Source organism: Bradyrhizobium sp. Leaf396 (assembly GCF_001424605.1).
GTDB classification, from domain to species: domain Bacteria; phylum Pseudomonadota; class Alphaproteobacteria; order Rhizobiales; family Xanthobacteraceae; genus Bradyrhizobium; species Bradyrhizobium japonicum_C.
This window is the reverse complement of sequence record NZ_LMQJ01000034.1, coordinates 324,312-339,428: the sequence shown is the minus strand read 5'-3', so window position 1 is coordinate 339,428 and position 15,117 is coordinate 324,312. Positions and strand designations below refer to the sequence as shown.

General features: G+C 64.3%; 13 protein-coding genes. 8 read left to right on the top strand and 5 right to left on the bottom strand.

Translation table 11 applies throughout. From position 1 onward, the window contains the following. Positions 1–134 precede the first annotated feature (134 nt). A complete protein-coding gene (locus ASG57_RS26245) occupies positions 135–1,319 on the top strand; it encodes an extracellular catalytic domain type 1 short-chain-length polyhydroxyalkanoate depolymerase (RefSeq protein WP_024336917.1) in 1,185 nt (394 codons plus the stop codon). Positions 1,320–1,387: 68 nt separating this feature from the next. On the opposite strand, the gene ASG57_RS26240 is transcribed toward ASG57_RS26245, so the two are convergent. Next, a complete protein-coding gene (locus ASG57_RS26240; RefSeq protein ID WP_024336918.1) occupies positions 1,388–2,056 on the bottom strand; it encodes an MBL fold metallo-hydrolase in 669 nt (222 codons plus the stop codon). A 157-nt stretch (positions 2,057–2,213) separates the two neighbouring features. On the opposite strand from ASG57_RS26240, the gene ASG57_RS26235 reads away from it, so the two are divergent. After that, on the top strand, positions 2,214–3,815 hold the full coding sequence (locus ASG57_RS26235; protein WP_057198136.1) for an alpha-amylase family glycosyl hydrolase: 1,602 nt from the start codon (positions 2,214–2,216) through the stop codon (positions 3,813–3,815). A 113-nt stretch (positions 3,816–3,928) separates the two neighbouring features. Continuing rightward, the gene (locus ASG57_RS26230) at positions 3,929–4,420 is read left to right on the top strand and encodes an MmcB family DNA repair protein (RefSeq protein ID WP_057198243.1); all 492 of its coding nucleotides are present in this window, start codon (positions 3,929–3,931) and stop codon (positions 4,418–4,420) included. Between the two features lie 74 nt (positions 4,421–4,494). On the opposite strand, the gene ASG57_RS26225 is transcribed toward ASG57_RS26230, so the two are convergent. The 3 genes from ASG57_RS26225 to ASG57_RS26215 form a co-directional block, all read right to left on the bottom strand. Then, positions 4,495–5,484, bottom strand: coding sequence for a c-type cytochrome (locus tag ASG57_RS26225; protein WP_024336921.1), 990 nt, complete (start codon positions 5,482–5,484; stop codon positions 4,495–4,497). Between the two features lie 355 nt (positions 5,485–5,839). Next, on the bottom strand, positions 5,840–6,394 hold the full coding sequence (locus ASG57_RS26220) for an ActR/PrrA/RegA family redox response regulator transcription factor (RefSeq protein WP_024336922.1): 555 nt from the start codon (positions 6,392–6,394) through the stop codon (positions 5,840–5,842). Positions 6,395–6,496: 102 nt separating this feature from the next. Next, positions 6,497–7,819 carry an ActS/PrrB/RegB family redox-sensitive histidine kinase gene (locus ASG57_RS26215; protein WP_024336923.1) on the bottom strand — a complete coding sequence of 441 codons (1,323 nt, stop codon included), beginning with the start codon at positions 7,817–7,819 and terminating at the stop codon, positions 6,497–6,499. A 107-nt stretch (positions 7,820–7,926) separates the two neighbouring features. Here ASG57_RS26215 and ASG57_RS26210 point away from each other — a divergent pair, with 107 nt between their 5' ends. The 4 genes from ASG57_RS26210 (at position 7,927) to ASG57_RS26195 (ending at position 12,094) form a co-directional block, all read left to right on the top strand. Next, entirely contained in the window at positions 7,927–8,730 is an 804-nt protein-coding gene (locus ASG57_RS26210) for an ABC transporter ATP-binding protein (RefSeq protein WP_057198133.1), read from the top strand. 38 nt (positions 8,731–8,768) lie between these two features. Continuing rightward, on the top strand, positions 8,769–9,587 hold the full coding sequence (locus ASG57_RS26205) for an ABC transporter permease (RefSeq protein ID WP_024336925.1): 819 nt from the start codon (positions 8,769–8,771) through the stop codon (positions 9,585–9,587). Positions 9,588–9,708: 121 nt separating this feature from the next. Further along, complete coding sequence (locus ASG57_RS26200; RefSeq protein ID WP_024336926.1) at positions 9,709–11,037, top strand: polyhydroxyalkanoate depolymerase; 1,329 nt, start codon at positions 9,709–9,711, stop codon at positions 11,035–11,037. A gap of 217 nt (positions 11,038–11,254) precedes the next feature. After that, positions 11,255–12,094, top strand: coding sequence for a M48 family metallopeptidase (locus ASG57_RS26195; RefSeq protein ID WP_024336927.1), 840 nt, complete (start codon positions 11,255–11,257; stop codon positions 12,092–12,094). Positions 12,095–12,262: 168 nt separating this feature from the next. Here ASG57_RS26195 and ASG57_RS26190 read toward each other — a convergent pair whose 3' ends face one another. Continuing rightward, positions 12,263–14,479 carry a transglycosylase domain-containing protein gene (locus ASG57_RS26190; protein ID WP_024336928.1) on the bottom strand — a complete coding sequence of 739 codons (2,217 nt, stop codon included), beginning with the start codon at positions 14,477–14,479 and terminating at the stop codon, positions 12,263–12,265. Between the two features lie 184 nt (positions 14,480–14,663). On the opposite strand from ASG57_RS26190, the gene ASG57_RS26185 reads away from it, so the two are divergent. Next, entirely contained in the window at positions 14,664–15,089 is a 426-nt protein-coding gene (locus tag ASG57_RS26185; RefSeq protein ID WP_057198131.1) for a DUF1330 domain-containing protein, read from the top strand. Positions 15,090–15,117: the final 28 nt, after the last annotated feature.

The following is a 15,117-nucleotide window of genomic DNA, read 5'->3' as shown; positions in this document are numbered from 1 at the left end:
GCGGTTAATACGTGCAGATTCGGCGCCATTTCCGCGCTTTTCGCCGCGATTGACCGCGCACGGCCTTTTTATTTTGCAGCGCAGCAACTATCTGCTTGGGCTGGACGTTGAACGTCGCCCACCAGGAAGCCGCCGTGTCGCTAGCCAAGAACATCGATCTCTTGAGACGCCTGCCCAGGCTGGACGGACTGCGTTTTGCCGGGCCAGGCCGCAGCCCGGATTCATCCAGTCCGCTGCAAGAGGTCACGGATTTCGGTGACAATCCCGGCGCCTTGCGCATGTTCGCGTTCGTGCCGGCCGAATGGCAGAAGCCGCGCGCGCTCGTCGTCGTGCTGCATGGCTGCGGACAGACGGCGGCCGCTTACGACCTCGGCGCGGGCTGGTCGACGCTGGCAAGACACTATGGCTTTGCGCTGGTGATGCCCCAGCAGCAGCGCGCCAACAACGCCAACACCTGCTTCAACTGGTTCAATCCTGAAGACACCGCGCGGGACAGCGGCGAGCCGCGCTCGATCCGCGAGATGATCGCGTACATGGTGAAAGCGCATCGCATCGACCCCAAGCGCGTCTTCATCACCGGCCTGTCGGCCGGCGGCGGCATGACGTCGGTGATGCTCGCGACCTATCCGGAAGTCTTTGCGGCCGGCGCGGTCATTGCCGGACTGCCCTATGGCATCGCCTCCAATCTGCGCGAGGCGCTCGACGGCATGTTCCATTCGCCCGCGCGTCCGGCGCGCGAGCTCGGCGACCTCGTGCGCAGCGCCTCCGATCATCGGGGGCCCTGGCCGAAGGTCTCGGTCTGGCACGGCAGCGCCGACCGCACCGTCAATCCCGGCAATGCCAATGAGATCGTCAAGCAATGGCTGGATTTGCACGATCTGTCCGTTGACGCGCCGATGGCGGAGACGATCGTCGACGGCTATCCGCGCCAGGCGTGGTGGGACAGGGACGGCGAGACGCTGGTCGAGTCCTATGCCATCACCGACATGGCGCACGGCACGCCGCTTGGCCTTGCCGACAACGATCAGCGCTACGGCGTCGAAGGCGCATTCCTGATCGAGGCCGGCATTTCCTCATCCTACCATATCGCAAAGTTCTTCGGCCTCACCGGCTGGATTGCCGACGCCGCAAAGGCGGAAGCCAAACCCGCGACAAAGCCTGCAACCAAGCCGGCGCTGACCTCCGCGCCGCATCTCGCCCGCTCGATCCGCACCACGATTGCCGAAGCGCCGGTCGAGCCGCAGCGCGAGAAGACAGGCGGCTTGGATATCGGTCAGATCATCACGCGGGCGCTGACGGCAGCGGGCTTGATGAAGTAGCCCCGAGGTCGCCCCGAAATGACGGCGGAGTTCGAGACGGCCGCGCGGTGGCCGCCATCGCGTAGCGCTTACATCTCGCCGGTGATGAACGGATTGGTCATCCGCTCCTGGCCGATGCTCGAGCCGGCGCCGTGGCCGCAGATGAAACCGACATCGTCGCCGAGCGGCAGCAGCTTGGTGAGAATCGAGTTGATCAGCGTGGCGTGACTGCCGCCGGGCAGATCGGTGCGGCCGACCGAGCCGGCGAACAGGACATCGCCGACATGGGCAAAGCGCAAATCCTTGTTGAAGAACACGACGCTGCCGGGCGAATGACCCGGGCAATGCAGGATGTCGAACTGCAGGCCGCCGATCGACACGCTGTCGCCCTCGTCGAGCCAGCGATCAGGCGTGAAATCGCGCCCTCCGGTCATGCCGAAGCGCGCTCCGCTCGCGACGACATTGTCGAGCAGGAACTTGTCCGCGGCATGCGGACCTTCGATCGGCACCCCCAGCGCATCGCGCAGCTCGGCCGCGCCGCCGACATGATCGATATGGCCGTGGGTGAGCCAGATCTTCTCCACGGTGACGCCGGTCTGCTTGATCGCGTCCAGGATCTTCGGGACGTCCCCGCCTGGATCGATCACCACGGCCTTCTTGGAAGGCTCGTCCCAGATGATGGTGCAGTTCTGCTCGAACAGCGTCACGGGAACGATGATCGCGCCCGCCTTGGCTTTGGTGTCGTTTTGCTCGGTCATGGCCTCACAATGCCGATTTTTGCCGGGCCGCCAAGCAAAAGATTCGGACCGCTCTTCCGGAACAAATGTCACAGGGCCGTCCCAATTGGCCCTGCAATTTGAACCGGGGCGTTGCTGTGGCGTTCTCTCGCGCAAGGCGGCAGATTTCGGGTGGTCTATGGCTCACGGCAACGAGAATTGGTGGCGCGACGGCATCTTCTATCAGATCTATCCGCGCTCGTTTCAGGACTCCGGCGGTGATGGCGTCGGCGACCTCGCCGGTATCCTGCGTAGGCTGCCTTACGTGAAATCGTTGGGCGTCGACGCGATCTGGCTGTCGCCGATCTTTCCCTCGCCGATGGCCGATTTCGGCTACGACATCTCCGATTATATCGGCATCGAGCCGCTGTTCGGCACGATGGCCGACTTCGACGCGTTGCTCGCGGCCGCTCATGACAATGGCCTGAAGCTGATCCTCGACCTCGTGCCGAACCACACCTCGGACCAACATCCCTGGTTTGTCGAAAGCCGGTCCTCGCGCGACAATCCCAGGCGCGACTGGTACATCTGGCGCGATCCGGCACAAGGCGGCGGCGTGCCGAACAACTGGCTGTCCGAGTTCGGCGGCAGTGCGTGGCAGTTCGACGAGACCACGGGTCAGTATTACTATCATGCCTTCCTCGCCCGGCAGCCGGACCTGAACTGGCGCAATCCGGACGTCCGCGCCGCCATCTACGACGTGATGCGGTTCTGGCTGGACAAGGGCGTCGACGGTTTTCGCGTCGACGTGATCTGGCACCTGATCAAGGACGCCGAATTCCGCGACAACCCGCCGAACCCGCATTACGTCGAGGGCCGGCCGCCGAACGAAAGAATCCTGACGCAGTACTCGACCGACCAGCCGGAGGTGCACGATGTCATCGCCGAGATGCGGCGTGTCACCGATTCCTATGGCGCGCGCGTCCTGATCGGCGAGATCTATCTGCCGCTGCATCGCCTCATGGCCTATTACGGCAACGATCTCACCGGCGCGCAGATGCCGTTCAATTTCGCGCTGCTCTCGACCTTCTGGAGCGCGCGCTCGATCGAGAAGATCATCGAGGATTACGAGAAGGCGCTGCCGCGCGGTGCCTGGCCGAACTGGGTGCTCGGCAATCATGATCGCCCGCGCGTGGCGAGCCGCGTCGGTCCCGAGCAGGCCCGTGTCGCCGCGATGCTGCTGCTGACGCTGCGCGGCACGCCGACACTCTATTATGGCGATGAGATCGGCATGCATCAGCTCGTGATCGCGCCCGAGGACGTGCGCGATCCATTCGAGAAGAACGTGCCCGGCATCGGTGTCGGCCGCGACGGCTGCCGCACGCCGATGCAATGGGATTCGTCGAACTTCGCCGGTTTTTCCCAAGTGCGGCCATGGCTGCCGCTGCCGGAGGATCATATCAGCGAGAATGTCGCCAATCTGGAAGCCGATTCGCGGTCGATTCTCAATCTCTACAAGCGCCTGATCGCATTGCGGAAGGGCTGTCCACCGCTGGTCGCCGGCGATTATCATCCGATCGCCGCGCAGGGCGATCTCCTGATCTACCGCCGCGAGGCCGAAGGTCGCGCGGTGATCGTGGCACTCAATCTCGGTCCTGAACCGGTTTCGGTGACCACCAGCGCGATGCGTTTCGGCAGCAGGATATTGCTGTCGACGTTCCTGGATCGCGAAGATGAGCGAATCGAAGGCGTGCTGGATCTGCGCGGCAATGAGGGCGTGGTGGTGGCGCCGCCAAGCTAGCTGTCCTGCGCGCCGCCTGGTGCGCCATCACGCTCCAGCCCGGGCGATAGGGAGGATGCGATCTCCCTTTACCGAGCAGTGTGCGCGCCGACGGAATCGGTTATCCTGCCTCCATGGACAACACCGCCCGCAACATCTCGCTCGTGCCGCCTCCGGACCGCCGTCAATCCGAGACCGCGCTTGCGGTCGCGCGCGGCACGGCGCGGCTATTGAGGTCGCTCGGCTTCTCCTGTATCAGCGAATTGCCGCTGCCCTCAGGCCGGCGCGCCGATCTCGTGGCGCTGAACGAGCGCGGCGAAATCTGGATCGTCGAGATCAAATCCTCGGTGGAGGATCTGCGCGCCGATCAGAAATGGCACGAATACCGCGCCCATTGCGACCGGCTGTTCTTCGCCTTCACGCAGGATCTGCCGTGCGAGATCTTCCCTGAAGACACCGGCCTGATCATCGCCGACGCCTATGGCGCGCACCTGCATTGCGAGGCGCCCGAGCACAAGCTCGCTGCCGCCACGCGCAAGCAGATGACGGTGCGCTTTGCGATGGCCGCAGCCTTGCGGATCAACCGGTTGGTCGATCCGCAAGGTCACGCGGATTTCTGGGAATAGGGGCGCGCTGATCGAAGCGCGGCGCAATCGGGAGTCCTCGTGATGCGTGAGGCGCCGGTTTCCAACGGTCGCGGCTACTTCCTGGCGTGCGCCGCCCGGATCGGACCGAAGGGTCCGTATGTGTGCTGCTGCTGATCGAATCCATCGGCGTACGGTCCGTAAGGCGTATCGACCGGCTTCTTCGACAGGTCTGGATAGTCCTTGTCGAGACCGGCCTTTCTCGGACGCGGTTGAGAGATCATATAGGCGGCCACGTCCCACGCCTGCTCGACCGTGAGCTGCGGATTCAGGTAGTCCGTGCCGTGCGGCATATTGAAGTGCAAGAAGTTCGCCGCGGTAATCAGCCGCGCCATGCCGGCACCGTCATTGAAACTGTCCGGGCCCCAGAGCGGCGGCACCATGTAGCCGAGATCGACGCTCGGCAGGCTGCGGCGTATTCCGGAGCCGTCCTCGTTGTGACAGGAGAGACAAGCGTTCGCATAGATCGCCTTGCCACGAACGGGGTCGGCCGCCCGATCGAGCTCAGGCATCGATCCGGTGCCGAGTCCTGACAATGCCTTGCCGGCCGGCACGCCGGACGAGAGGAACTTGATGTAAGCCACGAAGGCCTGCATTTCCGGACTGTCGAGCGGCAGCGCGCGGCCATTCATGCTGCGCGCCATGCACGAGTTCACACGATCCTCGATCGTGATCTCGGCGCCGAGGCGGGCACTGTATTGCGGGAAGAGCTCGACCAATCCAAAGATCGGCAAGCCGAATTTTTTCGTGCCAGCTTCGAGATGGCAGTTGCTGCAGGCGAGATTGTTGCCGGCATAACGCTTGGCTGGGTCCGGCACCTCCGGCCCGATATGGGCGTAAGTCGCCGTGATGAGGTCGCGCCCGCGCCGCACGAGCCGGCCATGAGCGTCATCAGGCAGCGCGCCGACTTCCGGCACCGTCCAGACCGGCGGGGAGGCTTGCTGCGCGCGCCCCGCACCCGGTGCGGCTACGGCGATGACGGCGACGGCAATCGCGCGTACGGTCCAGAAGCAAAGCAATGCAAGCAGTGGCGTGGGGTGAACCATCGTTCTCTCGAGACTATTCGACGCGTCAGGTCGGCGCGATGATCCGCCGCCTGAGGTTAACGTCGGGTTCAGGGGCGCACGACGCCAGCACCCGGCCTTGTCGATATGGCGCAGGGGACATCGGGCCGGCACGTTCAGCCGCAGACCGGCTTCAGGCGTGTTGAGCGAGGAGCGTACGCGCCGGGAGCTGCGAAGCCCGGCAGCTCATCGGCCTGAAGGGCAAATTCGGCCTGGCTGCCGATGTCCATCGCCAAATGGCCAAGCCGGGCCAAAGCGGCAACGCTTTGACCCCGTCGAGCATCTCCGCCTCAGCCATGAAGGCTGGAGATCTGCGCTTCCCAGAGTGAGGGTGGGATTACCGCGGCGCGCGCTTGGCCAGAATCCGCTGCAGCGTACGGCGATGCATGTTCAGCCGCCGCGCCGTCTCCGAGACGTTGCGGTTGCACATTTCATAGATGCGCTGGATGTGCTCCCAACGGACGCGGTCGGCCGACATCGGGTTGCTCGGCAGCTCGGATTTCTCCGCATTGGTCGAGAGCAGTGCCGCGACCACGTCGTCGGCATCCGCAGGCTTGGAGAGATAATCGATTGCACCCATCTTCACCGCGGTGACGGCGGTGGCGATGTTGCCATAGCCGGTCAGCACGATCGCGCGGGCGTCCGGGCGCTTCTTCTTCAGCGCCGAGACCACATCAAGGCCGTTGCCGTCGCCGAGCCGCAAGTCCACCACGGCGAATGCCGGCGCCGACTTGCCGATCTGCGCAAGTCCGTCCGAAACGGTATCGCATGACGTCACTGAAAAGCCGCGGGTCTCCATGGCGCGCGACAGGCGTTCCAGAAACGGCTTGTCGTCTTCCACGATGAGCAGCGAGCGGTCGGTCTGTTCGTTCAGTTCGGCGATGGCGTTCAAGGTGTTGTCCTCTCTCCAGCGCGTTGACATATGGCGTCGCGACCGGGCGGTGCCAAGGCGACAAATCGTCGATCTGACCCGTTATGCGACGCAAGGTCGCGCCTATCCTATTGTTTCTTCGAGGCTCTCGATAGCCTCAAAACGCTCCCTGGGCCACGTGATCTGGACCACCGCGCCGTGGTCCGGGAACGTCCGGTTGGTAAACGAGACCTTGGCGCCGGTGCGCTCCAGCAGGGTGCGCGCGATGAAGACGCCGAGCCCGAGCCCGCGGCGTACGCTGCCGCCGTCATCCTGGGTGCGCCGCCGCGACAGATAGGGCTCGCCGATCCGGTTCAGAATATCAGGGGGAATACCGGGTCCGTCGTCCGAGATCACGAGTTCGATATGATCCTTGTTCCACCAGGCGTTCACCTCGACTGTCGTGCGGGCGAAATCGACCGCGTTCTCGACGATGTTGCCGATCCCGTAGAGGATCGCGGGATTGCGCGAGCCGACCGGCTCGGCCGCGGCGGTCACCGCGATCCGCACCTTGATCTCGACGCCGAAATCGCGGTGCGGGGCCACCACCTCCTCGATCAGCTCCGACAGCTTCATGCGATCGAACGGCGCGCCGGTGGAGGAGAGCTGGGTGATCTTGCTCAAGATGTCGCGGCAGCGCTGGGTCTGTTCGCGGAGCGTCTTCAGATCGGCGGCGATGCTCGGGTCCTTCACCGTCTTTTCCAGCTCGCGCGAGATCAGGAAGATCGTCGCGAGTGGCGTGCCGAGCTCGTGCGCGGCCGCGGCAGCAAGGCCGTCGAGCTGGGTCAGATGCTGCTCGCGCGTCAGCACCAGCTCGGTGGCAGCCAGCGCGTCCACGAGCTTGCGCGCCTCTTCGGTGACCTGGAACGAGTAGAGGCTGGTGACGCCGATCGCGAGCACGATCGAGAGCCAGACGCCGACGAGATAGATCGGCGGCAGCACCAGCGGATCGTCGGAATCCCAGGGCAGTGAAAAATGGAAGAAGAACAGGATCGAGGCACAGGCGACCGCGAGCACGCCGAGGCCGAACGTAAAGCGGGCCGGCAGCGCGGTGGCGGAGATCAGCACGGGCGCGAGGAACAGGAAGGAGAACGGGTTCTGCAATCCGCCGGTAAAGTACAACAGGCCGGCCAGCTCCACGATGTTCAGCGCGAGCAGCCCGGCCGCCTGCATCGGCTCCAGCCGCTGCATGGGATTGGCTGCGGTCTGGAGCGCCAGGTTGAGCGCTGCCGACAGAAAGATGATGCTGACGCAGGGAACGATCTCGACGTTGAACTCGAGCCCCTGTGCCACGATGAAGATCGCAGCGAGCTGCCCCAGCACGGCCAGCCAGCGCAGCCGCAGGATCGTGTCCAGCCGGATATTCCGCTGCGCGTGGCGGAAGTCGGAAGCGGCAATTTCGGTCATGGCTGCCAATGCGGCGGTCCCTTCTCGATCACAAACGCGCGGCTCGCGGAACCATCCAGGATTACAAGCCTTGCGCTCTTCGCTGCAATAGCAGAAGAACGGCAAGCATGACGGAGAATGACGAGGCTTCAAGCCTGCCGACTGTCGCGGATCGCAGCCCGCCTGCGGCCATCGCGATCGATCACCTCGTCAAGGTCTACAAGCAGACCCGCGCCGTCGACGACATCTCCTTCTCGCTTCCGCGCGGCAGCATCACCGGCCTTCTGGGCGGCAACGGCGCCGGCAAGACCACGACGATCGCCATGATCATGGGCCTGGTGCTGCCGACCTCCGGCCGCGTGCAGGTGCTCGGGCATCGGATGCCCGAGGACAGCGCGTCCGTGCTGGGGCGGATGAATTTCGAGAGCCCCTATGTCGACATGCCGATGCGGCTCACCGTGCGGCAAAACCTCACCGTGTTCGGCAAGCTCTATGCGGTGAAGAACCTGTCCGATCGCATCGCCGAGCTTGCCGAGGATCTCGACCTCACCGACTTCATCGACCGCGCCAACGGCAAGCTCTCCGCCGGGCAGAAGACCCGCGTTGCGCTGGCGAAGGCGCTGATCAACCAGCCTGAGCTGCTGCTCCTGGACGAGCCGACCGCTTCGCTCGACCCCGATACCGCGGACTGGGTGCGCGCGCATCTGGAGCGGTATCGCCGGGACAACGACGCCACCATCCTCCTCGCCTCGCACAACATGCTCGAAGTCGAGCGGCTTTGCGACCGCGTCATCATCATGAAGCGCGGCCGCGTCGAGGACGACGATACGCCGGAGGCGATCATGGCGCGCTACAACCGCACCACGCTGGAGGAGGTGTTTCTGGACGTCGCTCGCGGCCGGGTGAACGGCGCGAAGGAGGCGGCGCGGTGAGGGGGAGCAAATCTCCATCCGGGCTGCGGGAGAGTGCCATGACCGACACCTCCCTCCACCGCGGCATCTCCGTCCATCGCATCGGCGCGATGATCCTGCGCTATTGGTATCTGCTGCTGTCGTCCTGGCCGCGGCTGCTCGAACTCTTGTACTGGCCGGCGCTGCAGGTCATCACCTGGGGCTTTCTCCAGCTCTACATCGCCGAGAATGCCAGTTTCTTCGCGCGCGCAGGCGGTACGCTGATCGGCGCCGTGATCCTCTGGGACATCCTGTTCCGTGGCCAGCTCGGCTTCTCCATCTCCTTCCTGGAGGAGATGTGGGCGCGCAACCTCGGCAATCTCATGATGAGTCCGCTGAAGCCGATCGAGTTTCTCCTGTCGCTGATGGCCATGAGCCTGATCCGGCTCGCGATCGGCGTGATTCCGATGACGCTGCTTGCGCTGTTCCTGTTTCACTTCAACGTCTATGCCCTCGGCCTGCCGCTGATCGCGTTCTTCTGCAACCTGATCTTCACGAGCTGGTCGGTCGGTATCTTCGTCTCGGGTCTCGTGCTGCGAAACGGCCTCGGCGCCGAGAGCATCGTCTGGACCCTGATGTTCGCGATTCTTCCGCTCGCCTGCGTCTACTATCCGGTCAGCGTGCTGCCGGCCTGGCTGCAATACGTCGCCTGGGCATTGCCGCCGACCTATGCCTTCGAGGGAATGCGCGCGCTCCTCATCGAGCACACCTTCCGAACCGATCTGATGCTGGAGGCGTTGGCCATCAATGTAGTGCTTTTGGGTGCATCTTTTTGGGCATTCCTTGCCCTTTTGCGCAGCGCCAGGGAGCACGGCTCGCTGCTGGCGGGCGGCGAATAACGTCACTTTATCGTGGATTCAGGCAGATTTGGCTGCTTCGGCTACGTAGATGTACGGAACCATGCATTGACGCAATATTACGCATTCGGCAGTATGTTGCGATGCGAAGAGGAATATAGCGATGCCCATTGGTGAGTTTGGCGGCGCGCCGCCCCTGGCTGCAGAAGGCAGTCCGGTCCTGACGACGCCGATGTACTGGATGTACGAGATGGCTCATGCCGCTCTCAATCCGGCACGTGCGGTCACCGACGCGACCAAGCTGTTGTTTCAGAATCCCCTCAATCCCTGGACGCGCACCGAGGTCGGCAAGTCAGTTGCCGCGGCCTGCGAATTGTTCGAGCGCACCACGCGCCGCTATGGAAAGCCTGAATGGGGCCTCAACGATACCGAGGTCAACGGCATCCGCGTCCCCGTCGAGATCCGCTCGGTGTGGGAGAAGCCGTTCTGCAAGCTGCTCTACTTCGATCGCAAGTTCGCCCGTCCGTTACGCAGCCCGCAGCCGCGCGTGCTGATCGTGGCGCCGATGTCCGGCCATTATGCGACGCTGCTGCGGGGCACGGTGGAAGCTTTCCTGCCGGCGCATGAGGTCTACATCACCGACTGGGCCGATGCCCGCATGGTGCCCTTGAGCGAAGGCCGCTTCGATCTCGACGACTACATCGACTACGTGATCGAGATGCTGCACGTCCTCGGCGGCAACACCCATGTGATGGCGGTGTGCCAGCCTTCCGTGCCCGTCGTCGCGGCCGTCTCGATCATGGAAGCGCGGCGCGATCCGTTCGTGCCGACCTCGATGACGCTGATGGGCGGCCCGATCGACACCCGCCGCAATCCGACCGCGGTGAACAATCTCGCCCAGGAGCGCGGCATCGACTGGTTCCGAAATCACGTCATCACCAAGGTGCCGTTCCCGCATCCGGGCATGATGCGCGATGTCTATCCGGGATTCCTGCAGCTCAACGGCTTCATCAGCATGAATCTCGACCGGCACATGGATGCCCACAAGCAGCTGTTTGCCAATCTGGTGAAGGGTGACGGCGATCTCGTCGACAAGCATCGCGACTTCTACGACGAATATCTCGCGGTGATGGATCTCTCGGCCGAGTATTACCTGCAGACCGTGGACACAGTTTTCGTGAAGCACTCGTTGCCGAAGGGCGAGATGACTCATCGCGGAACCCTCGTCGATCCTTCCAAGGTCAAGCGCGTCGCGTTGATGACGGTCGAAGGCGAGAACGACGACATCTCCGGTCTTGGTCAGACCGAAGCGACGCACACATTGTGCACCGCGATTCCCGATCATCGCCGCGTTCATTACGTCCAGAAGGGCGTCGGACATTACGGCGTGTTCAACGGCTCGCGCTTCAAGTCGGAGATCGTGCCCCGCATCCATGACTTCATGGTTTCGGCGGCGAATCCGAGCTCGTTGCAGGCCCTCGCGGCCGAATAAGCAGCAATTTCGGCTTTCCCGCCGAAATTTGGGTCGCTGCCGGAGGCTCCGGCAGGGAAAGATTGCCCCTAGATTCGCGGTATTTAGGTAGCTTTATAGGAGTGAGTCTTCCCTCACCCCTTGGGGGTGCCGCATGCGTCCAGCGAGGGCGAAAAAAGCCGGTTCCAACCCCAGTCTGTAGGGTCTCCCGGACGCCTGACCGCTGTATATTGGGCAAATGATTTGTTTTTGCGCCGAGCGCTTTCCATGGCGGCGGTTATGGCAGAATCCGGGCGTTCTCCTGCCCCCCGGACTGACAGACATGGCCACCCGCGCACTTCTTTATCGTCGGCCCCACGAACCGAAGACCCTCGTCATCACCCACGGATCGCAATTCTTTGCCATCCGATTGCGCCGGCACCGCCGCGCGCGCCGTTACACGCTCCGGATTCATCCAAGTGACCGCGAGGCCATCCTCACGATGCCCCCGCGCGGCACCTTGGCCGAGGCAAAGGACTTTGCGCAACGGCACGGCGCGTGGATCGCGGCCCGTCTCGGCCGCTTGCCGAAGGCAGCACCATTTCAACCGGGCACGGTGATACCGCTGCGCGGCACGCCGCATCGCATTGTTCATCGCGCCGGCCAGCGCGGCACGGTATGGACCGAGACGCGTGACAGCGGTGAACGCATCCTCTGCGTCGCCGGCGGCCTCGAGCATGTCGACCGCCGCGTCAGCGACTTCCTCAAGCGCGAGGCGCGCCGCGACCTGCAGCGCTCGGCCGAAGCCTACGCCGCCGAACTCGGCGTTCGCGTCAAGCGGCTTTCGATCCGCGACCAGTCCAGCCGCTGGGGCTCCTGTACCTCTGCCGGCTCGCTGTCGTTCTCCTGGCGTCTGATCCTCGCACCGCCCTTCGTGCTCGACTATCTCGCCGCCCACGAGGTCGCCCATCTCGTCGAGATGAACCACTCGGCACGGTTCTGGCGCGTGTGCGGCAAGATCTGCCCGTCGATGGAGCGCGCCAAGAAGTGGCTCGACACGTATGGGAACGATCTGCACCGCTACGGTGTCGAGGATTAGGGCCAGGCCGACGGCGAGATCTGGCGGCGCGAATGACATCGGACTGACGGCGCGAGGTTCACCTGCAGTGTGGTCTGCGCAAGCTGTTGATCTTGCTAGCGCTGCCTACTGTGCATGGGGTTGTTTTTCGCACCCGCCGCCGTGAGGTACCCAGAACCTCAGTGCGAGCTATCGGTTTCCGCCGAACAGCCGATCCATCAGCCACCCGTCGAGCCCTGCCGCCGGTTCGGGCCGCACATTCGCGCGCGTCGGGGGCGGCGGACGATAGCCGCCGTTGCTGGACGGAGCTGGTCCGGGCGCGGCCGGCGTCGGCGGCGACACCTGCGAGGCCGCGTGCGCGAGGTTCGACAGGCCCCAGCCACCGGGCACGCTCGGCAATGCCGCCACGGGCACGCCCTCATGCGCCGCCTTCATGAAGCGCGACCAGACTTCGACCGGCAGGCCGCCGCCGGTCGCTTTCTTGGTCGGCGAGTTGTCGTCGTTGCCGAGCCAGACGCCCGTGACGAGATTTGCAGTGTAGCCGATGAACCAGGCGTCGCGATAATCCTGACTGGTGCCGGTCTTGCCGGCCGCCGGCCAGCCGGGGATCTCGGCCTTCTTGGCGGTGCCTGATATCAGCGTCTCCCGCATCATCGCGTTCATCATGCCGACATGGCGGGTGTCGATGACCTGGTTGCGCTCCTCCGGCTGGCGCATGTAGAGCAGCTTGCCGCTGAGCGTCCTGATCCTCGTCACGACATGCGGCGCCACCGCGAGGCCGCCATTGGCGAACGGCGCGTAGGCGCCGACCAGCTCGACCATGGAGACTTCGGACGTTCCAAGCGCGATCGAGGCGTTCGGCTCGAGCTTGGAGGAGATGCCGAGCCGGTGCGCGGTGCGCACCACATTCTTCGGCCCGACCTCGAGCCCGAGACGGATCGCGACGGTGTTGAGCGACATCGCCAGCGCCTGCGTCAGCGTCACCGCTCCGAAATATTCGTGGGTGTAGTTCTCGGGTTTCCAGCCCTTGACCTCGATGGGAGCGTCCTGGCGGACGGTGTCGGGCGTCAGCCCCTGTTCGAGCGCGGTCAGATAGACGAACGGCTTGAACGAGGAGCCGGGCTGCCGCTTGGCGGTGACCGCGCGGTTGTACTGGCTGTCTGAATAGTTTCGCCCGCCCACCATGGCGCGCACTGCGCCATCGGGCGTCATCGCCACCAGTGCGCCCTGGCTGACATTGAACTTCACGCTCTTGGCCGCGAGCTCGTCGATGATCGCGGCTTCCGCAACGCTCTGCAGCTTCGGATCAATCGTGGTCTCGACCTTGATGCTCTCGTCGATCTGGCCGACCAGATCGTCCAGCACCTCGCCGATCCAGTCCGCGACGTAGTTCACCGTGCCGGCGCCGACGGGCTTCACGTTGTAGGAGGGGTGGCCGATCGAGGCCTTCGCCTGCGCGTCGGTGATGAACTGCGCATCCGCCATCGCAGCGAGCACGATCTGCGCCCGCGCTTCGGCACCTTCCGGGTTGCGGTTCGGCGCAAGGCGGGACGGCGACTTGACGAGGCCGGCCAGCATCGCGGCCTCGGCAATGGTGACGTTCTTGGCCGACTTGCCGAAATATTTCTGCGCGGCCGCTTCGACGCCGTAGGCGCCGGAGCCGAAATAGACGCGGTTGAGATAGAGCTCCAGAATCTCGTTCTTGGAATGCTTGCGCTCCAGCCAGATCGCGAGCTCCACCTCCTGCAGCTTGCGCCGCATGGTGCGTTCCTGGGTCAGGAACAGATTCTTGGCGAGCTGCTGCGTCAGCGTCGAGCCGCCTTGCGAGACGCCGCGATGGAGCACGTTGGTGACCAGCGCGCGCAGGATGCCGACGGGATCGATGCCGAAATGCGAGTAGAAGCGGCGGTCCTCGATGGCGATGAACGCCTTCGGCAGGTACGGCGGCAAATCCTTCAGCGCGACATTGGCACCGGCCATCTCGCCCCGCTGCGCCAGGATGCTGCCGTCCATCCCGACGATCTGGATCGTCGGCGGGCGCTTGGGGATTTCCAGCGACTGGATCGGCGGCAGATGGGCGCCGACATAGATCACGACGCCGATCACTGCGATGACGCCCCACAGGCTCAGCACCGCGCCCCAATAGACCAGTCGGCCGAGGCCGAAGCCTCCACGCGACTTCGTGCGGCGCTTGGCGCCGCTGCGACCGGCGGGTGCCTTGCGCTCGCGCGGCGGCTCGTTGCCGGCATCGTCGCTCTTGCGCTTGGCGGATGTCTTGGAAGATTTCTTCGGCTTGTCGTCACCGCCGGGAATGCGGTCGGCCGGAGTGAGGCGCAGATCGGCGAGCGCGGCGGGCAAGCCGAACAGCGGCTCCTTCCGCGCACCCTTCTTCTTTCCCCACGCCATACGCAATACGCCCGGTCAGCTCGCCCCGCCGCACGCTAGCGGTCGCTGTTTAAGGCCCGGTTACCCCGGACCTTAACGCGCAATTAGGAGGTGCGGCATTCACCCGCCGCAGTTCCGCTTGAAGCGCCGCAGCGCTAGGATCGCCGGCACAAAGCAGACTTGGAACCTCACGAAGGGAGCACAAATGGGCCACATCGACCCGACCAAGGAGATCTTCGCGCAATTCCGGGAGAACGATCGCCCCGGCCCGATCCACATGCTCAATCTTGTGCGCTTGCGGAAAGAAGCGGCCTACCCCGATGGCCGCAAGGCCAGCGGCGCGGAAGCCTATGCGGCCTATGGCCGCGAGAGCGGCCCGGTGTTCGAACGCCTTGGCGGGCGAATCGTCTGGCAGGGAAAATTCGAGTTGATGCTGATCGGCCCCCAGGAGGAACGCTGGGACCATTGCTTCATCGCCGAATATCCGAGCGTCGCTGCCTTCGTCGAGATGATCCGTGACCCCGTCTACCGCGAGGCGGTGAAGCATCGCCAGGCCGCGGTGGAGGATTCCCGGCTGATCAGGCACGCTGTGCTGCCGGTAGGGAAGAACTTTGGGGAGATACCGAAGTAGACAACGTCATTCCGGGGCGACGCGAAGG